The organism is Hydrogenophaga sp. (assembly GCF_051007235.1).
GTDB lineage: Bacteria > Pseudomonadota > Gammaproteobacteria > Burkholderiales > Burkholderiaceae_C > Hydrogenophaga.
Genome location: NZ_JBPCSJ010000091.1, coordinates 1 through 17,336 on the forward strand (window position 1 = coordinate 1; position 17,336 = coordinate 17,336).

Here is a 17,336-nt window from a genome sequence, read left to right on the forward strand (position 1 = left end):
TCGCGCCTGCCCGGTCTGGCCGGCATGTCGGTGCTGGCCTCGGGCGCGGTGGCGCTGATCTACAACCCGGTGGCGCTGGCCACGGTGTACGGCGCGCAGGTGCCCGACTGGGTGGCCGCGCGGGCCCACCGTGCCGTGCCGCTGGCGGCCGACGTGGAAGCGCCGGTGGTGGACCTGTCGGTCAGCGGCGTGCCGCTGGTGCTGGTGGTGGACGAGTCCATCACCGTGCGCCGCGTCACGCAGCGCCTGCTGCAGCGCGAGGGTTATCGCGTGTCCATGGCGGCCGACGGCCTGCAGGCGCTGGAGCGCTTGCAGCAGGAGCGCCCGACCGTGGTGCTGTCCGACATTGAAATGCCGCGCATGGACGGTTTCGACCTGGTGCGCAACATCCGCAGCGACCCGCGCCTGGCCAACCTGCCGGTGATCATGATCACCTCGCGCATCGCCGAAAAGCACCGAGAACACGCGCGCGAACTCGGTGTGGACCACTACCTGGGCAAGCCGTACTCAGAAGACGAGTTGCTGGCGCTGATCGCGCACTACGCGAAGGTGTCCGCAGAGGCTTGAGTCTTCTGCCTCTGCCGCACCAAGAAACCCCGGCCTGCGCGCCGGGGTTTTTCATTTCGGCGTCGCGCCGGGCTTTTTGACCACGGCGTAGCGCAGCAGGGTGCGTTCGCGCGCTTCGGCATGGTCCACGATGGGCCGGGGGTAGGTCTTGCCCAGTTCGACGCCGGCGGCGGCCAGCTCCAGTTCGCGCGCCTGCCAGGGCGCGTGCACGCAGCTCTCGGGCAGGTCGGCCAGCTGCGGCAGGTAGCGTTTGATGAACTTGCCCTGCGGGTCGAACTTCTCGCTCTGGCTCACCGGGTTGAAGATGCGGAAGTAGGGCTGCGCGTCGCAGCCGCTGGAGCTGGCCCACTGCCAGCCGCCGTTGTTGGCGGCCAGGTCGAAGTCGATCAGGTGCTCGGCGAAGTACTGCTCGCCGCGCCGCCAGTGCAGGCCGAGGTCCTTGACCAGAAAGCTGGCCACCACCATGCGCAGCCGGTTGTGCATGTAGCCGGTCTGGTTGATCTGCGCCATGGCCGCGTCCACCAGCGGGTAGCCGGTGCGGCCCTCGCACCAGGCGGCGAACAGGGCCTCGGCGTGTTTGCCGTGCTCGAACTTGATGGCGTCGTATTCGGGCTTGAAGGCCTTGTGCACCACGTGCGGGAAGTTGGCCAGGATCTGGTGGTAGAAGTCGCGCCACACCAGTTCGCTCAGCCAGGTGCTGGCGCCCTGGACGCCTTGCAGGTGCAGCGGGTAGGCCACGCGCGCGAGCTGGCGGACCGAGATGGTGCCGAAGCGCAGGTGCACGCTCAGGTAACTCGGGCCCTTGATGGCCGGGAAGTCGCGCGCCTCGTGGTAGCGGTCGATGCGTTCCACGAAGTCTTCCAGCAGCTGCGTGGCACCGCGGCTGCCGGTGGGCAGCGGCAGTTGCGACAGGTTGGTGGTCTCGAAGCCCATGTCGGCCAATGTGGGCACCGGGGCGGCCAGCGCGGGGGGCACCGGCGCCAGGGCGACCGCGTAGCGCTGCACCGGGTAGGCCTGGAGCTGGAAGTCGTCCAGCTGCCGCAGCCAGGCGTTCTTGTAGGGCGTGAACACGCCGTAGGGCTGGCCCATCTGGGTCAGCACCTCGCGCCGTTCGAAGATCACATGGTCTTTGTGGCCGTGGAACATGACGCCGGCATGCGCCAGGTCGCCGCGCACCTGCGCATCGCGCGCGTGGGCATGGGGTTCGTCGTCGTGGTTGGCAAACACGGCCTGCACGTGCAGCTGCCGGGCCAGCGCCGGGACGACCTGCTGCGCCTGGCCGTGCCGCACGATCAGGCCCACGCCCTGCGCGCCGTGCGCCCGCCCCAGTGCCCGCAACTGCTCGTCCAGCTCCACCAGCGATTCGCGGATGAACTCCACCCGGCGGTCGGCCCGCAGGCCCCGGGTGAGCAGTGGGTCGAGGATGTCGGTGTCGAAGACGAACACACACCAGACGCGGCGACAGGTCTTGAGGGCGTGGTACAGGGCCGCGTTGTCCTGCGTGCGCAGGTCGCGGCGGAACCACATCAGGCCTTGGTCGTAAGTGTTCATGCGCAGCGTGGGGAATGGGCGGAGGAAGGGCGTCGGCGCGGGGCCGCGGCTTAAAATCACCGGATGCCCGCTGATTCTGCCCCCATCAACCTGACCAATCATTTCCTGATTGCGATGCCCGGCCTCAGCGACGAGCTTTTCGGTCGCAGCGTGGTCTACATGTGCGAACACAGCGACCGCGGCGCGCTGGGCCTGGTGATCAACAAGCCCAGCGACATCCTGCTGCCGCGCCTGTTTGAAAAGGTGGACCTGCCGCTGGGCCGCGCCGACCTGGCCCAACAGCCGGTGTTCCAGGGCGGCCCGGTGCAGACCGAGCGCGGCTTCGTGCTGCACGACGCCATTGAGGCCGGGGCCGAGGGCGAGTCGGTCTACGCCTCGACCATGACCATCCCCGGCGGGCTGGAAATGACCACTTCCAAGGACGTGCTCGAAGCCATGGCCTCGGGCGCCGGTCCGCGCCGAGTGTTCGTCACGCTGGGTTATGCGTCCTGGGGCAAGGGCCAGCTGGAGTCGGAAATCACCGAAAACAGCTGGCTGACCGTGGAGGCCGACCCGGCGCTGATCTTCGACACACCGGTGGAGCAGCGCTACGAGAAGGCCATGGGCCTGTTGGGTCTGCAGCCCTGGATGCTGTCGCCGGACGCAGGCCACGCATGAACGCAGAGTCTCCACGCTCCACCGCTGCGCGGGTCGCTGCCCCCCGTGGAGGCTGGTCCGCCTTGGGGCGGCCCTGCGACGGACCGTCTGGGGTGGTCCGATGATGGATGTGCCAGCGTCGCAGCGGACGTTTCTGGCGTTCGATTACGGTCTCAAGCGCACCGGCGTGGCCAGCGGCAACCGGTTGACCGGCACCGCCACGCCGCGCGGCACCATCGCCGCCGAAGGCGAGGCGCGCTTTCCCAAGATCGCCGAGCGCATCAAGGAGTGGGCACCCGACGCGCTGGTGGTGGGCGTGCCCTACCACCCCGACGGCGCGCCGCACGAGAACACGCTGCGCGCGCAGAAATTCGCCCGCCAGCTGCGCGGCCGCCATGGCCTGCCGGTGTACGAGGTGGACGAGCGCTACAGCACCACCGAAGCCCACAGCCTGGGCGCGCGGGACGCCGATGCCGCGGCCGCCGCGATCATTCTCGAACAGTTTTTCAGGAGTCTGGATTGAGCCAACTGTCATTGGATGCGGAGCAGCTGTACGCGCAGCTGCTGCGCGGTGTGCGCGGCCTGGTGGTCTCGCTGGACGAGCCGGTGCGCATCGCGGGGGTCACCTCTGGCGGGGCCTGGCTGGCCGAGCGCTTGCAGCGCGACCTGGGCCTGCCCGGGGCGGCGGGTGTGGTGTCGTCGTCGATGCACCGCGACGACTTCGGCCGCCGCGGCCTGGCCGTGACGGCGCAGACGCAACTGCCATTCGACGTGACCGGCGCCCACGTGCTGCTGGTCGACGACGTTCTCTACACCGGTCGCACGCTGCGCGCCGTCATCAACGAACTGTTCGACTACGGCCGCCCGGCCTGCGTGAAGCTGGCCGTGCTGGTGGACCGCGGCGGGCGCGAGCTGCCGATCCAGGCCGACGTGTGCGCTGCGACCGTGTCGCTGCCCGAGCAGCAGACGCTGGAGCTGGCGCGCGCCGCCGACGGACGCCTGAGCTTCGTGGTCGAGAACAAGAAGGAGGCCTGAACCCATGGCCCGCAACCCGCAACTCAACAAGAACGGCGAGCTGATCCACCTGCTCTCCACTGAAGGCCTGTCCAGGGCCATCCTCACGCAAATCCTGGACACCGCGTCCAGCTTCGTCAGCGTGAGCGACCGCGAGGTCAAGAAGGTGCCGCTGCTGCGCGGCAAGAGCGTGTTCAACCTGTTCTTCGAGAACAGCACGCGCACCCGCACCACCTTCGACATCGCGGCCACGCGCCTGTCGGCCGACGTCTACACGCTGGACATCGCGCGCAGCTCCACCGCCAAGGGCGAGTCGCTGCTCGACACCATCGCCAACCTGTCGGCCATGGCGGCCGACATTTTCGTGGTGCGGCACAGCGAATCGGGTGCGCCCTACCTGATCTCGCAGCACGTGGCCCCGCACGTGCACGTGGTCAACGCGGGGGACGGCCGCCACGCGCACCCCACGCAGGGCCTGCTGGACATGTACACCATCCGGCACTACAAGAAGGATTTCAGCAACCTGTCGGTGGCCATCGTCGGCGACGTGCTGCACTCGCGCGTGGCGCGTTCCGACATCCACGCCCTGACCACGCTGGGTTGCCCCGACGTGCGCGTGGTCGGTCCGCGCACCCTGGTGCCCAGCGATCTCTCGCACCTGGGCGTGCGCGTGTGCCACACGCTGGAAGAGGGCATCAAGGACTGCGACGTGGTGATCACGCTGCGTCTGCAGAACGAGCGCATGAGCGGCGCTCTGCTGCCGTCGAGCCAGGAGTATTTCAAGAGCTTCGGCCTGACCACCGAGCGCCTGCGCTGGGCCAAGCCCGACGCCATCGTCATGCACCCGGGCCCGATCAACCGCGGCGTGGAAATCGAATCCGCCGTGGTGGACGGACCGCAGAGCGTGATCCTGCCGCAGGTGACCTTTGGCATCGCGGTGCGCATGGCCGTGCTGGGCATCGTGGCCGGGAACGAGGCATGAACTCGAGGAAAGAGGCCGCCGCGCGTGCGCTCTGGAGCCCCGCGGTGCGCGGGCTGCACGCCTACGTGCCGGGCGAGCAGCCCCAGGGCACAGGCTGGATCAAGCTCAACACCAACGAGTGCCCGTACCCGCCGTCGCCGCGCGTGCTGGACGCGGTGCGCGAAGCGGCCGACGAGCGCCTGCGCTTGTACCCGGACCCGACCGCACTGGCGCTGCGCCAGACCATCGCGCAACGCTTCGGGTTGACGCCCGAACAGGTGTTCGTGGGCAACGGCTCCGACGAGGTGCTGGCCCACGCCTTCTGCGCCCTGCTGCGCCACGGCCGACCGGTGCTGTTCCCGGACATCAGCTACTCGTTCTACCCGGTCTATTGCGCGCTCTACGGCATCGAGCCGCAGCCGGTGCCGCTGGACGAGGGCTTTCGCGTGCGCGTGGCCGACTACCGGCGCGGCAACGGCGGTATCGTGCTGCCCAACCCGAACGCGCCCACCGGCATCGCGCTGCCCCTGTCCGACCTGACCCAGCTGCTCGAAGGCAACCCCGGCTCGGTGGTGATCGTCGACGAGGCCTATGTGGACTTCGGCGCCGACAGCGCGGTGACGCTGATCGATCATTTCCCGCAGCTGCTGGTGGTGCGCACCCTGTCCAAATCGGCCGCGCTGGCCGGGCTGCGGGTCGGCTTCGCCATGGGCCATGCCTCGCTGATCGAAGCGTTGAACGTGGTCAAGGACAGCTTCAATTCCTACCCGCTGGACCGGCTGGCGCTGGCCGGCGCCCAGGCGGCGATCGAAGACGATGCCCACCTGCAGACCCTGGCCGCCCGCATCACCGCCAGCCGCCAGTGGCTGGTGGCGCAGCTGGCGGAGCTGGGTTTTGACTGCCTGCCCTCCAGCGCCAACTTCGTGTTCGCCCGCCACGCCAGCGCGCGCGCGGCCGAGCTGTTCGCCGCGCTGCGCGAGCGCCGAATCCTCGTGCGCCACTTCAAGCAACCCCGCATCGACAACCACCTGCGCATCACCGTCGGCACGCAGGCCGAGTGCGAGGCCCTGGTCGACGCGCTGCGCCACATCCTGTCCACGCCCCCGTCCGCCGGGGCACCGCACTCCGCACCGATAGGCACACCATGAAGATCCTGATCCAGAACGGCCGCGTCATGGACCCGGCCAGCGGCCGTGACGAGCTGGCCGACATCGCCATCGCGGCGGGCCGCATCATCGCCATCGGCAAGGTCGCACCCGATTTCCACCCCAACCGCACCATCGACGCCACCGGCTGCGTGGTCGCGCCGGGGCTGGTGGACCTGTCGGTGCGCCTGCGCGAACCCGGCCAGGAACACGCCGGCATGCTGGAGAGCGAAATGGCCGCCGCGGTGGCCGGTGGCGTCACCTCGCTGGTCTGCCCGCCCGACACCGATCCCGTGCTCGACGAACCCGGGCTGGTGGACATGCTCAAGTTCCGCGCCGAGAAGCTGCACCAGTCGCGCGTGTTCCCGCTGGGCGCGCTCACGCGCGGGCTCAAGGGCGAGGTGCTGACCGAAATGGCCGAGCTGACCGAGTCCGGCTGCATCGGCTTCGGCCAGGCCGAGGTGCCGGTCCTCAACCACCAGGTGCTGCAGCGCGCGCTGCAGTACGCCGCCACCTTCGGCTACACCGTGTGGCTGCGCCCGCAGGACTTCTGGCTCGGCAAGGGCGTGGCCGCCAGCGGCCCGCTGGCCACGCGCATGGGCCTGGCCGGTGTGCCCGTGGTGGCCGAAACCATCGCGCTGCACACGCTCATCGAACTGCTGCGCGGCGTGCACGGCGCGGCCCGCAGCGAGGGCGACAAAGGCGTGCGCGTGCACCTGTGCCGTATCAGCAGCGCCGCGGGGCTGGCGCTGGTGCGCCAGGCCAAGGCCGAGGGCCTGCCCATCAGCTGCGACGTGAGCGTGCACAACCTGCACCTGACCGACGTGGACATCGGCTACTACGACAGCCGCCTGCGCCTGCAGCCCCCGGTGCGCCAGCAGCGCGACCGCGAGGCCCTGCGCGCCGGCCTCGCCGACGGCAGCATCGACGCGCTGGTCTCGGACCACAACCCGGTGGACGCCGACGCCAAGGTGCTGCCCTTTGCCGAAGCCGAACCCGGTGCGACCGGCGTGGAACTGCTGCTGGGGCTGGCCGCCAAGTGGGCGCAGCAGGACGGCCTGGGCCTGATGCAGGCGCTGGCGGTGCTGACGGCTGGCCCGCAGCGCGTGCTGGGCCACAGCCTGGGCACGCTGCAGCACAGCGTGGGCCAGATCAGCGTCGGTGGCCAGGCCGACCTGTGCGTCTTCGATCCCGCCGGCAGCTGGCGCGTGGACGCCGCGGGCCTGCGCAGCCAGGGCAAGCACACCCCGTTCGACGGCCATGAGCTGCCGGTGCGCGTGCGCGCCACACTCGTGGCCGGTCAGGTGGCCTACGAGGCCGGCCGGACCGCTGCGTGAGCGTTGACCGCCGTTCGCACCTGGCAGCGGCCTGGCGCCTGCTGCGCACCGTCGGCCACGTGCTGCGCGGGCTGTGGGTGATCCGCACCGAGTTCGGCCGCCTCACGCCCGATGCCTGCGCGCTGCTGGTGCGCACCTGGTCGCGGCAGATGCTGGCCATCATGGGGGTGGAACTGGTGCTGCGCGGCGCGGCACCCGCGCGCGGGCCGGTGCTGCTGGTGGCCAACCACATCTCGTGGCTTGACATCCTGGTCATGAACGCGGCGCACCCGGCGCGCTTCGTGTCCAAGGCCGACGTCAAGCACTGGCCGGTGCTGGGCGCGCTCATCACCGGCGCGGGCACGCTCTACATCGAACGCGAAAGCCGGCGCGACGCCATGCGCGTGGTGCACCAGATGGCCGAAGCCCTGAAGGCCGGCGACACGGTGGCCGTGTTCCCCGAAGGCACCACCGGCGACGGCCGTGACCTGCTGCCGTTCCACGCCAACCTGATCCAGGCCGCCATTTCGGCACACGCGCCGGTCATGCCGGTGGCACTGGACTTTGTCGACGGAGCAACCGGCCAGCGCAGCGAGGCGCCGCTGTTCATCGGCGACACCACCTTGCTGCAGTCGATCTGGTCCACCCTGCGCGCGGTGGGCCTGCAGGCGGTGGTGCACCACGGTGCGCCGCAGACCGCCGACGGCCGCGACCGCCGCGCCTGGGCGCAGGACCTGCGCAGCGCGATCGCCGAGCTGCGTCGTGGCTGAGACGCCGCTGAGCGGGTTTACTTCGCCTTCATGCGCTGGAGCATGAGTTCGGTGTTGGCCTTGCGGTCGGCGTTGATGCGCTGCACGGTGGGGCGTTCGCCCAGGCGCTTGAGGTAGTCGCGCACCGGCAGGTCGGCCAGGCAGTCCTGGCCCAGAACGATCTTGCTGGCGCTGCTGACCAGCGGCAGGTGCACCGCGGCGGCCACGTCGGCCAGGGTGAACTCGGCGCCGCCGATGAAGGGCGAGAAGGTCGCCAGTTTCGCGAAGGCGGCCACGTTCTTCTGCAACTGCTGGCCGGTTTTTTCCTTGGCCGCGTCGCTGACCTTGCCGCCAAAAAAGGCTTCGGGGTAGAGGTTGCGCGCCACCAGCTCCAGGTGCAGTTCGATGAAGCGCAGCAGCTCGCGTGCCTTGGCCGCGGCAAACGGGTCGGCCGGCAGCAGCGGGTGCTGTGGGTACTTCGCCTCCAGGTACTCCAGGATCACGGTCGACTCGCACAGCGTGCCCGCGTCGGTCTTGAGGTAAGGCACCTTGCCCAGCGGGCTGGCGGCGGTGTCGACCTGGCCGACCCAGACCAGTTCTTCGTCGAACGGCACGCCTTTTTCGAGCAGGGCGAGCTTGACCTTGTTGTGGTAGTTGCTGGCCGCGAAGCCGCAGAGTGTGAGCATGGGAAGTCTCCTGTGGTGTGGTGGGGTACGGTGGGTTGGAGAGCATTCTGGGGTGGCTGTGGCCGTGTGCCGGTCGCCCTGGCAACAGCCCGGCGACCCGGGGGTATCGGCGTGCGCTGATAAACTGGCGGCATGTTCCTGTCGCGCCTGCACCGCCGCATCACCGCCTGGGTCGCCCTGCTGACCTTGGTGCTGGGCGCGCTGGCGCCCACTGTGGCGCAGGCCCTGGTGGCGGGCAGCGATCGCGCCGACTGGCTGCAGGTCTGCAGCGTCAGCGGCATGGTCTGGGTGCAGGCCGACACCGGCGAGGTGCGCGACCAGCGGCCCGATGGCGGCGGCCCCATGGCCGATGCCAGCCAGCACTGCCCCTGGTGCACCCTGCACGGCGGTGCCGCCGGCCTGCCAGTGGCCCAGGCCCTGCCCGAGCTGCCGCCGCGCCTGACCGATCTGCCGCCCGCGTTCTACCGCGCGCCCCTGGCCGCCACCGTCTGGGTCACCGCCCAGTCGCGCGCGCCGCCCCTGGCCGCCTGAAACCCCACGCCGTGGTGCGCCCCGTGACGGGCGTGCCGTGTGTTCCCCGTTTCAGGAGGCCCCATGCCTCGACGACCCACCGTTTCCGCGCTGGCGCCCGCCAGCCCCAGACATCTGCCGCGCCGCCAGGCGGTGGCCTGGCTCGCCGCCGCTGGCGCGCTGCTGCTGGCCGGCTGTGAGCCGCTCGCGTCCACTGGGCGCAACGGCCCCTTGCCGTTCAAGGGCATCGACATCACCGGCGCCGAGTACGCGCGCGGGTTCACCCTGACCGATTTCAACGGCCAGCGCCGCAGCCTGACCGACTTCAAGGGGCGGGTGGTGATGCTGTACTTCGGCTTTGTGCAATGCCCCGATGTCTGCCCCACCGCGCTCACGCGCGCGGCGGCGGTGATGCAGCAGCTGGGCCCGCAGGCGGCCGACCTGCAGGTGGTCTTCGTCACCGTGGACCCCGAACGCGACACCCCCGAACTGCTGCGCGAGTACATGGCCTCGTTCCATCCGTCGTTTCTGGCGCTCACCGGCAGCCCGGAAAGCATCCAGGCCACGGCGGACGAGTTCCGCGTGTACTACAAGAAAGTGCCCACGGGCAGCAGCTACACCATGGACCACACGGCCCTGAGCTACCTGTTCGACCGTCAGGGCCGCATCCGCACCGTGCTGCGGCACGAACAGACCGCCGACGACTACGCCGCCGATGTGCGCGCGCTGCTGGCCGAACCAGCGGTCTGACCTTTTCCTTTGTCCGTTTCCCTTTCCGTTTCTTTCTTCGTCACCTTCCATCTCAGGAGTTCTCCATGAAAAAGCTGTTCATCGCTTCGCTGATCACCCTCACCGCCACCGCCTGGGCGCAGACCACCGTCAAGGTCGAAGACGCGTGGGTGCGCGGCACCGTGGCCACCCAAAAGGCATCGGGCGCCTTCATGCGCCTCACGCCGTCGGCCAACGCGCGCCTGGTGTCGGCCCAGTCGCCGGTGGCCGGCGTGGTCGAAATCCACGAAATGGCGATGGAGAACGACGTCATGAAAATGCGCCAGGTGCCCGGTCTCGACCTGGCCGCTGGCCGGACGCTGGAACTCAAGCCCGGTGGCTACCACGTGATGTTGCTGGACCTCAAGCAGCAGCTCAAGGCCGGCGAGAGCGTGCCCATCACCCTGGTGTTTGAAGACGGTGCCAAGAAGCGCTTCACACAGGAGATCCAGGCGCCCGTGACCGCGCTCGGCGGCGGCAATGCACCCATGCCCATGAAGCCCGGCATGGAGCACAAGCACTGATCGCCCGAGTCACCTGAGCATCCGCGCTGGCCTGTTCGTGAGCACTGTGCTGCACACCGCCAACGGACTGCGCCCCTGGGCGCAGCGTCTGGCGCGCTGGCTGCTCGTGGCGCTGCTGTTGGCCACGCTGGCGCCGGGCCTTTCGCGTGCCCTGTCGGCGGCGGCACGGCCAGACGCGCGGGCTGGCGAGCACTGGGTCGAGCTGTGCACCAGCGAGGGCATGCAATGGGTGGCGGTGGACCTGACCGCGCCGCGCAACGGGTCTGGTGTTCCCGATCCCGAAGCCCTCGACCGCTGCGGCCACTGCACGCTGGCCGCCGAGCGGTTTGCACCGCTGATCCCCCACCTGCCGGTGGTGCCGGTGCTCGCCGGTCACTGGGCTGCTCCTGTCTTCGCTGCCACGCCATGCGTGGAGGTCTCGCTGCGCGCCGCCCTGGCGCGCGGCCCGCCGCTCCTGGGCTGATCCCCACCGCCGGTGCCCGCACCGGCATCCCGCCACCCGCCGTGGGCCACTGGCCCGCGGGTGCGTCGATCAGTCCCTGTCCAGGAGCAAACCATGTCCCATGCCGACCACCGGCCGTTGCGCGTGCACGCCGGCCACACCCCGATTTTCCAACCCGGTGACACCGGCACCGTCTGGCGCGTGCGCCTGGGTGTCGTGCGCCTGAACCGCCCTTCGGTGGCGGGCCGCCTGCCGGTGCAACTGGCCTTGCCGGGCGACCTCATCGGTATCGAAGCGCTGTGCGACCAGCCTTACCAGTTCTGCGCCGAAGCCTTCACCGACTGCGAACTGGAGCCCGTGCCGCTCGGCACCGCCGGCGAGACCAGTGCAATGCGCCAGTCGCTGCTGCGCGAGGTGCTGCTGCAGCAGCAATCGCGCAGCCAGGACATGGCGACCCTGCGCACCGGCAGCGTGCTGCAGCGCCTGAGCCACCTGCTGCGCCTGCTGGGCTTGCCCTGGCAAGGCGCGCAGGCGGTGGCCGGCAGCCAGGCCGACGCCATCCGCCAGGCCTTGCCCACGCTGCGCGAAGTGGCCGAACTGGTGGACGCCAAGACCGAGACCGTGTGCCGTGCCCTGGCCCAGCTGTTGCCGCCTCGCAGCCGCAAAGGCGGCCCGGCGCGCAAGCCGGCCGAGACAGACCTCACAACGCGGCCCGCCGGGGCCTGGTCGTCGCACGGCCTGGCCCTTGGCGTGGCGTGAACGCACTCCGCGCCCCTTCCGATTCCACAACACGCTCCCTCACCAGCCGGCTCGCCGGCGGGGGCGCGGCGGGCGACATCCCGCATCGATCACAACGACCCGAGGAGAACTTTCCATGACCCCATCTGTCGCCAGCGCTGCCGGCCACGCCGCGCCCGCCCTGGGCCGCTTCCACCTGCTGGCCTGGCGCTGGCATTTCTACGCCGGCCTGTACGTCGTGCCTTTTCTGGCCATGCTGGCCCTCACCGGCCTGGTGATGGTGTTCTTCACCGGCTTCCAGCACCGGCTGGGCATGACCATCGACGTGACGCCGCAGGCGCAGACCGCCACCGTGACCGCGCAGGCCCAGGCGGTGCTGGCCCGGTTGCCTGGCGCACAGCTCAAGGACTACGTGGCACCCAAAAACGCCGAGGTGCCCGCCTGGTTCACGGTGCGGGTCGGTGATCGCGTCGAGTCCGTGGCGGTCAACCCGTACACCGCCGAGGTGATCCGCACCGTGGACAGGGAGAACACCGTGTTCGCCTGGGCCGAGAAGATCCACGGCACGCTGCTGATCGGCGACCTGGGTGACCGGCTGATCGAGATCGCCGCTGGCCTGGGCATGGTGCTCATCGTCACCGGCGTCTACATGGCCTGGCCGCGGGGCCAGACCGGCTGGCGCCAGGTACTGATGCCCGACCTGAAGGCCCGTGGGCGCGCGTGGTGGAAGTCGCTGCACGTGAGCATCGCTTTCTGGATGGGGCTGGTGTTGGCCTTCTTCCTGGTCACAGGTCTTTCGTGGGCCGGCATCTGGGGCGGGAAGTTCGTGCAGCCCTGGGGCAGCTTTCCGGCCAGCAAGTGGGATGACGTGCCCAAGTCCGATGCGACCCACGCCGCGCTGTCCACCCCCGGCCTCAAAGAAGTGCCCTGGGGCCTGGAGCTGACGCCGCTGCCCGCCTCGGGCTCGGCCGCTGGCCAGCCTGGCCTGCCGGCTGGCCAGCCCGTGAACCTGGAAACGGTCAATGCGTTTGCTCGCAGCATCGGCTTTGCCGGCCAGTACCGCGTGGCGGTGCCGCAGGACGAGACCGGTGTCTATACCGTCAGCGCCGACAGCATGGCCGGAGACCTGACCGACCCGACCGGTGACCGCTATGTGCACATCGACCGCCACACCGGCAAGGTGCTGGTCCAGGTGTCGTTTGCCGACTATTCGCCGATGGCGAAGTTCATGGCCATCGGCATCGCCCTGCACCAGGGCGACATGGGCCTGTGGAGCGCCTGGCTCAACGTCGTGTTCTGCCTGGCGGTGGTGTTCCTGTGCGTCAGCGGCATCGTCATGTGGTGGCAGCGCCGGCCCGCCAAGGCCGGTCGCCTGGCCGCCCCGCGCGCGCCGGCCAATGCGGCGCTGTGGAAGACCGGTGCGGTCGTGATGCTGGTGGTGGCACTGGTGTTCCCGCTCACGGGCGCGGTGCTGCTGGCCGTGCTGCTGCTGGATGCGCTGCTGCTCTCCCGTCTGCCCGCGCTGCGGCAGCGCCTGAACTGAAGCTGGGTGCCCCCATGCCAGAACGTCGGTGGACGGGCATGGACCGGTCCGCCGGTGCGCACCGACCGCCGTTGATCCCATTCATCACCCAGAGGAAAACCACGATGTCTCCCATGAAGAAACGACCGTTCCCGCAGGCCATGGCGCTCGCGCTGCCCACGCTGGGGCTGCTGTGCGCGCAGGCCCATGCCCAGACCCCTGGCGACGCGAGCCTGCCCACCGTCACGGTGACCGCCCAGCCAGAGCTGTCCCTGCCCCAGCCGCAGGCCATGGGGCAGACCGTGCTGCTGCCCCGCCGCGCGTCCACCAGCGACACCGCCAGCCTGCTGGCGGACGTGCCGGGCGCGTCCGTCAACGGGGCCGGGGGGGTGTCCAGCCTGCCGGCGCTGCGCGGCCTGGCCGACGACCGGCTGCGCATCAAGGTCGACGGCATGGACCTGATCGCGTCCTGCCCCAACCACATGAACCCGGCGCTGTCCTACATCGACCCGACCCAGCTGGGCGCGCTCACGGTGTACGCGGGCCTGTCGCCGGTCAGCACGGGCGGCGACAGCATCGGCGGCAGCATCCTGGCCGAATCGCGCGCGCCCGCATTCGCTGCACCCGGACAGGGAACGCTCCACAAAGGCGAGGTGGGGGTGTCCTACCGCAGCAACAACGGTGCGCGCAGCCTGAACCTCTCGGCCACGCACGCCACCCAGGACTTCAGCCTGCGCTACGACGGCTCGCTGAGCAAAGCCGACAACTACAGCGCCGGTGACGACTTCAAAACCTACGACTTCACTGGCCGCGTGGGCCACACGCTGCCGCGCGACGAGGTGGGCTCCACCGCCTACTTCACGCGCAACCACGCGCTGAGTCTGGCGGTCAAGCGCGACGACCACCTGTTCGAGGCGCGGCTGGGCGTTCAGGATATGCCCTACCAGCTCTACCCCAACCAGCGCATGGACCTGCTGGGCAACGACCAGCGCAGCCTGAACCTGGGCTACACCGGCCAGATGGACTGGGGCGTGCTGCAGGCGAGGCTGTACCACGAGACGGTGGACCACTTCATGGACTTCGGCGCCGACAAGCGCTACTGGTACGGCAGCGCGTCCGGCGGCGCCACCGCGCTCGACGGACTGCCCTGCAGCCCCATCGGGCCCAGCTGCGGCGCCGGCATGCCGATGTACACCGAAGGCAAGACCACCGGCCTCACCGTCCAGGGCGAGGTCAGCCTGCAGGATGGCGACCTGCTGCGCCTGGGCACCGAGTTCCAGCGGTATTCGATCAACGACTGGTGGCCGCCCTCGGGCGCCGGCATGTGGCCCGGCACCTTCTGGAACATCCGTGACGGCGAGCGCCACCGCAGCGCGTTGTTTGCCGAATGGGAGGGCCAGTTGAAGCCGCAGTGGAAGGGTTTGCTGGGCGCACGCGTGGAGCGCGTGACCATGGACGCGGGCGACGTGGCGGGCTACAACCCGGCGGGCGGCGGTTTTCAGGCGCGCGATGCGGCACTCTTCAACGCCACCGAGCACGCCAGCAGCGATCGCAACATCGACCTGACCGCGCTGGCGCGCTGGACCGTGAGCGCTACGCAGGACATCGAGTTCGGCTTCGCGCACAAAGAGCGCTCGCCCAACGTCTACGAACGCTTCACCTGGTCCACCTGGCAGATGGCGGCGCTGATGAACAACTTCGTCGGTGACGGCAACGGCTACGTGGGCAACCTGGCGCTGAAGCCGGAAAAGGCCAACACCGTCTCGGCCACCTTCGACTGGCACGCCGAGGATCAGCGCTGGGGTTTCAAGGCCACGCCGTACCTCACGCGGATGAGCGACCACATCGACGCGGTGCAGTGGAACGCCACCACCAACGCGCCCGCCACCACGCTGGCGGTGGACAAGTTCAGCGTGCTCAAGTACGTCAACCAGTCGGCCCGGATTTATGGACTGGACCTGTCTGGACACATGCCGCTGGCGCAGAACGACTGGGGCCAGTGGGGCCTCCAGGGCTTGCTCAACCTCACCCGCGACAAGAACCTGACCACTGGGGACGGCCTGATCCACACCATGCCGCTCAACGCCAAGCTGACCCTGACGCAGCAGCAGGGCGGCTGGCACAACAGCGCCGAACTGGTGATGGTGGGCGCCAAGACACACGTCTCGACCATGCGCAACGAAGTGAGCACGCCGGGTTACGCACTGGTGAACCTGCGCGGCAGCCACCGCTGGGGCGATGTGCGGCTGGACTTCGGCGTGGAGAACCTGTTCGACACCTGCTACGCCCTGCCCACGGGCGGCGCGTATGTGGGCCAGGGCACGACCATGACCAACCCGGCGTTGCCCAACTACCCGCAATGGGGCACGGCTGTGCCGGGCATGGGGCGCACGCTCTATGCGGGGGTGAACGTCACGTTCTGAGCGAGGCAGCCCGTCTTGACGCGGGCTCGGCCGACGCGCCCACAGTCCGGTGGCAACTGCCAGGGCGGTGCAGACCGATGCTCAGGCGTGGCTGGCCGCGGCCGGCGGCGAGCCGGCGTCGCCACCGCGCGCAAACGTGACCACGTGGTCCACCTGCGCACGGATGCCGATCCATTCGCCCACCGCGTGGTCGTGGTGCGAGGGCACGTGGGTCATCACCACCTCGCCACTGGCCAGGCGCAGGGTGTAGAGGAACTCGGAACCCCGGAACGCCTTGCGCACGATCTGCGCCTTCACCGGTGCGGCGTCGTCGTGCACGATGTCGTCGGCCCGCAGCAGCACGTCGCACAGACCGGCTTCGTAGGCGCTGGGCAGCGGGCATTCGTCCACGTCGGTCAGCGCACCCAGCGGGGTCTGCACCACCACCTCGCCGCCTTGCTGGTGGATCTGCGCCGGCGCGAACACGCCATGGCCGATGAACTCGGCCACGAAGCGTGTGGCCGGGCGGTGGTAGAGCGCGTAGGCGTCGTCCCACTGGTGCAGGTGGCCCTGGTGCATCACGCCGATCACGTCGCCAATCGCAAAGGCTTCAAGTTGGTCGTGCGTGACGAACAGGGCGGTGGCGCCCGCGGCCTTGAGGATGGCGCGCACCTCGTGCGCCAGGCGCTCGCGCAGGTCCACGTCGAGGTTGGAAAACGGTTCGTCCAGCAGCAGCAGGCGCGGGCTGGGCGCCAGCGCGCGGGCCAGGGCCACGCGCTGCTGCTGGCCGCCGGACAGTTCGTGCGGGTAACGCGCCTGCATGCCGTCCAGGCCCACCAGTTGCAGCACCTCGGCCACGCGCACGGCGCGTTCGGCCCTGGGCAGCTGGTGGATGCCGAAGCCCACGTTGCGGCCCACGTCCAGGTGCGGGAACAGCGCGTAGTCCTGGAACACCATGCCGATGCGCCGCTGTTCGGCTGGCACGTGGCGCTGGCCGTCGCTGACCAGTTCGCCCTGCAGGCGGATGCTGCCGCTGCTGGCGCGCTCCAGCCCGGCCACGGCGCGCAGCAGGGTCGTCTTGCCGCAGCCCGAGGGGCCGATCAGCACGCCGATGTCGCCGGCGCGCAGACCCAGCGACACGCCATCGACCGCGGCCTGGGCCTGGCCGGGGTACTGCACGCTGAGCTGGGCGACGTTGAGGAACATGGGGTCGATTGTAGATAACTACAATTCTCATTTGTGTTGACCGGGCCGTTCACGACGGCTAGCCGGCCGACGCACCCACCGTTCCAAGGCCTTGTGCCCCTGTCCATGCCCCGCTGGCTGCCCCCGTTCCTGCTGATCGCGTTCGCCCTGCTGCTGACCCTGCCGGTGCTGGCGCTGGCCGCGTCCTGGTTGCAGCTGGACGCGGTGGCGCTGGACATCCTGCGCGAGATGGCGCAGACCGTGCTGCCGGAGTACACGCTCACCTCGCTGCTGTTGTGCGTCAGCGTGGCGCTGGGCGTGGCCGTGGTGGGCATGGCCACGGCCAGCGCCGTGACGCTGTTTCAGTTCCCCGGCCGGCGCCACTTCGAATGGGCGCTGCTGCTGCCGCTGGCCATGCCGGCTTACGTGGTGGCGTATGCCTACACCGACTTCCTGCAGTTCAGCGGGCCCTTGCAGACCTGGCTGCGCGCGGCCACCGGCGGGCAGGGGCGGATGTTTCCCGAGATCCGCAACACCGCGGGCGCAGCCTGGGTGCTGACGTTTGCGCTCTACCCCTATGTCTACCTGCTGGCACGCACCGCACTGGCCGAGCGTGCCAC

Annotated in this window: 19 protein-coding genes; 16 read left to right on the forward strand and 3 right to left on the reverse strand. The window is 69.6% G+C overall.

Annotated elements, in window-relative coordinates; all coding sequences use genetic code 11:
* The coding region (locus ACR2JA_RS03240) for a response regulator (RefSeq protein WP_434007682.1) at window positions 1-567 on the forward strand (567 nt) is incomplete at its 5' end.
* 51 nt (window positions 568-618) lie between these two features.
* On the opposite strand, the gene ACR2JA_RS03245 is transcribed toward ACR2JA_RS03240, so the two are convergent.
* Window positions 619-2,118 (reverse strand): cryptochrome/photolyase family protein, encoded by a 1,500-nt coding sequence (locus tag ACR2JA_RS03245; protein ID WP_434007683.1) that lies wholly within the window; start codon window positions 2,116-2,118, stop codon window positions 619-621.
* Between the two features lie 63 nt (window positions 2,119-2,181).
* Between ACR2JA_RS03245 and ACR2JA_RS03250 the strand changes: the two genes are divergently transcribed.
* From ACR2JA_RS03250 to ACR2JA_RS03280, 7 genes are all read left to right on the forward strand, one after another.
* A complete protein-coding gene (locus tag ACR2JA_RS03250) occupies window positions 2,182-2,775 on the forward strand; it encodes a YqgE/AlgH family protein (protein WP_434007684.1) in 594 nt (197 codons plus the stop codon).
* Window positions 2,776-2,875: 100 nt separating this feature from the next.
* Complete coding sequence (gene ruvX, locus ACR2JA_RS03255; RefSeq protein WP_434007685.1) at window positions 2,876-3,277, forward strand: Holliday junction resolvase RuvX; 402 nt, start codon at window positions 2,876-2,878, stop codon at window positions 3,275-3,277.
* Window positions 3,274-3,789, forward strand: a complete 516-nt coding sequence (gene pyrR / locus ACR2JA_RS03260; RefSeq protein WP_434007686.1) for a bifunctional pyr operon transcriptional regulator/uracil phosphoribosyltransferase PyrR — start codon at window positions 3,274-3,276, stop codon at window positions 3,787-3,789. The genes ruvX and pyrR overlap by 4 nt, the downstream gene beginning before the upstream one ends.
* A gap of 4 nt (window positions 3,790-3,793) precedes the next feature.
* The gene (locus ACR2JA_RS03265; RefSeq protein ID WP_434007687.1) at window positions 3,794-4,750 is read left to right on the forward strand and encodes an aspartate carbamoyltransferase catalytic subunit; all 957 of its coding nucleotides are present in this window, start codon (window positions 3,794-3,796) and stop codon (window positions 4,748-4,750) included.
* On the forward strand, window positions 4,747-5,877 hold the full coding sequence (gene hisC / locus ACR2JA_RS03270) for a histidinol-phosphate transaminase (RefSeq protein WP_434007688.1): 1,131 nt from the start codon (window positions 4,747-4,749) through the stop codon (window positions 5,875-5,877). Before ACR2JA_RS03265 ends, hisC begins: the two co-directional genes overlap by 4 nt.
* Window positions 5,874-7,211, forward strand: a complete 1,338-nt coding sequence (locus tag ACR2JA_RS03275) for a dihydroorotase (RefSeq protein ID WP_434007689.1) — start codon at window positions 5,874-5,876, stop codon at window positions 7,209-7,211. The genes hisC and ACR2JA_RS03275 overlap by 4 nt, the downstream gene beginning before the upstream one ends.
* Complete coding sequence (locus ACR2JA_RS03280) at window positions 7,208-7,960, forward strand: lysophospholipid acyltransferase family protein (protein WP_434007690.1); 753 nt, start codon at window positions 7,208-7,210, stop codon at window positions 7,958-7,960. Before ACR2JA_RS03275 ends, ACR2JA_RS03280 begins: the two co-directional genes overlap by 4 nt.
* Window positions 7,961-7,977: 17 nt before the next feature.
* Here the strand turns inward: ACR2JA_RS03280 and ACR2JA_RS03285 are convergent, their stop codons facing one another.
* The gene (locus ACR2JA_RS03285; RefSeq protein ID WP_434007691.1) at window positions 7,978-8,625 is read right to left on the reverse strand and encodes a glutathione S-transferase family protein; all 648 of its coding nucleotides are present in this window, start codon (window positions 8,623-8,625) and stop codon (window positions 7,978-7,980) included.
* Between the two features lie 132 nt (window positions 8,626-8,757).
* Between ACR2JA_RS03285 and ACR2JA_RS03290 the strand changes: the two genes are divergently transcribed.
* The 7 genes from ACR2JA_RS03290 (at window position 8,758) to ACR2JA_RS03320 (ending at window position 15,552) form a co-directional block, all read left to right on the forward strand.
* The gene (locus ACR2JA_RS03290) at window positions 8,758-9,156 is read left to right on the forward strand and encodes a DUF2946 domain-containing protein (RefSeq protein WP_434007692.1); all 399 of its coding nucleotides are present in this window, start codon (window positions 8,758-8,760) and stop codon (window positions 9,154-9,156) included.
* A gap of 63 nt (window positions 9,157-9,219) precedes the next feature.
* Window positions 9,220-9,885: an SCO family protein gene (locus tag ACR2JA_RS03295; protein ID WP_434007693.1), complete on the forward strand. Its 666-nt coding sequence runs from the start codon at window positions 9,220-9,222 to the stop codon at window positions 9,883-9,885.
* Window positions 9,886-9,950: 65 nt separating this feature from the next.
* Entirely contained in the window at window positions 9,951-10,427 is a 477-nt protein-coding gene (locus tag ACR2JA_RS03300) for a copper chaperone PCu(A)C (protein WP_434007694.1), read from the forward strand.
* 37 nt (window positions 10,428-10,464) lie between these two features.
* Window positions 10,465-10,890 carry a DUF2946 family protein gene (locus ACR2JA_RS03305; protein WP_434007695.1) on the forward strand — a complete coding sequence of 142 codons (426 nt, stop codon included), beginning with the start codon at window positions 10,465-10,467 and terminating at the stop codon, window positions 10,888-10,890.
* A 93-nt stretch (window positions 10,891-10,983) separates the two neighbouring features.
* A complete protein-coding gene (locus ACR2JA_RS03310) occupies window positions 10,984-11,628 on the forward strand; it encodes a hypothetical protein (protein ID WP_434007696.1) in 645 nt (214 codons plus the stop codon).
* A 115-nt stretch (window positions 11,629-11,743) separates the two neighbouring features.
* Window positions 11,744-13,150 (forward strand): PepSY-associated TM helix domain-containing protein, encoded by a 1,407-nt coding sequence (locus ACR2JA_RS03315; protein ID WP_434007697.1) that lies wholly within the window; start codon window positions 11,744-11,746, stop codon window positions 13,148-13,150.
* 113 nt (window positions 13,151-13,263) lie between these two features.
* Window positions 13,264-15,552 (forward strand): TonB-dependent receptor, encoded by a 2,289-nt coding sequence (locus ACR2JA_RS03320; protein WP_434007698.1) that lies wholly within the window; start codon window positions 13,264-13,266, stop codon window positions 15,550-15,552.
* Window positions 15,553-15,633: 81 nt separating this feature from the next.
* On the opposite strand, the gene ACR2JA_RS03325 is transcribed toward ACR2JA_RS03320, so the two are convergent.
* Complete coding sequence (locus ACR2JA_RS03325; protein WP_434007699.1) at window positions 15,634-16,737, reverse strand: ABC transporter ATP-binding protein; 1,104 nt, start codon at window positions 16,735-16,737, stop codon at window positions 15,634-15,636.
* A gap of 105 nt (window positions 16,738-16,842) precedes the next feature.
* Here ACR2JA_RS03325 and ACR2JA_RS03330 point away from each other — a divergent pair.
* Window positions 16,843-17,336 (forward strand): ABC transporter permease (locus ACR2JA_RS03330; protein WP_434007700.1); only part of this gene is annotated, 494 nt, incomplete at its 3' end.

Coding starts and splice junctions, on each gene's coding strand:
- ACR2JA_RS03285 (WP_434007691.1), bottom strand. CDS start 8,625: ATGCTCACACTCTGCGGCTTCGCGGCCAGCAACTACCACAACAAGGTC.
- ACR2JA_RS03245 (WP_434007683.1), bottom strand. CDS start 2,118: ATGAACACTTACGACCAAGGCCTGATGTGGTTCCGCCGCGACCTGCGC.
- ACR2JA_RS03315 (WP_434007697.1), top strand. CDS start 11,744: ATGACCCCATCTGTCGCCAGCGCTGCCGGCCACGCCGCGCCCGCCCTG.
- ACR2JA_RS03325 (WP_434007699.1), bottom strand. CDS start 16,737: ATGTTCCTCAACGTCGCCCAGCTCAGCGTGCAGTACCCCGGCCAGGCC.
- ACR2JA_RS03265 (WP_434007687.1), top strand. CDS start 3,794: ATGGCCCGCAACCCGCAACTCAACAAGAACGGCGAGCTGATCCACCTG.
- ACR2JA_RS03300 (WP_434007694.1), top strand. CDS start 9,951: ATGAAAAAGCTGTTCATCGCTTCGCTGATCACCCTCACCGCCACCGCC.
- hisC (WP_434007688.1), top strand. CDS start 4,747: ATGAACTCGAGGAAAGAGGCCGCCGCGCGTGCGCTCTGGAGCCCCGCG.
- ACR2JA_RS03290 (WP_434007692.1), top strand. CDS start 8,758: ATGTTCCTGTCGCGCCTGCACCGCCGCATCACCGCCTGGGTCGCCCTG.
- ruvX (WP_434007685.1), top strand. CDS start 2,876: ATGATGGATGTGCCAGCGTCGCAGCGGACGTTTCTGGCGTTCGATTAC.
- ACR2JA_RS03275 (WP_434007689.1), top strand. CDS start 5,874: ATGAAGATCCTGATCCAGAACGGCCGCGTCATGGACCCGGCCAGCGGC.
- ACR2JA_RS03320 (WP_434007698.1), top strand. CDS start 13,264: ATGAAGAAACGACCGTTCCCGCAGGCCATGGCGCTCGCGCTGCCCACG.
- ACR2JA_RS03310 (WP_434007696.1), top strand. CDS start 10,984: ATGTCCCATGCCGACCACCGGCCGTTGCGCGTGCACGCCGGCCACACC.
- ACR2JA_RS03250 (WP_434007684.1), top strand. CDS start 2,182: ATGCCCGCTGATTCTGCCCCCATCAACCTGACCAATCATTTCCTGATT.
- ACR2JA_RS03295 (WP_434007693.1), top strand. CDS start 9,220: ATGCCTCGACGACCCACCGTTTCCGCGCTGGCGCCCGCCAGCCCCAGA.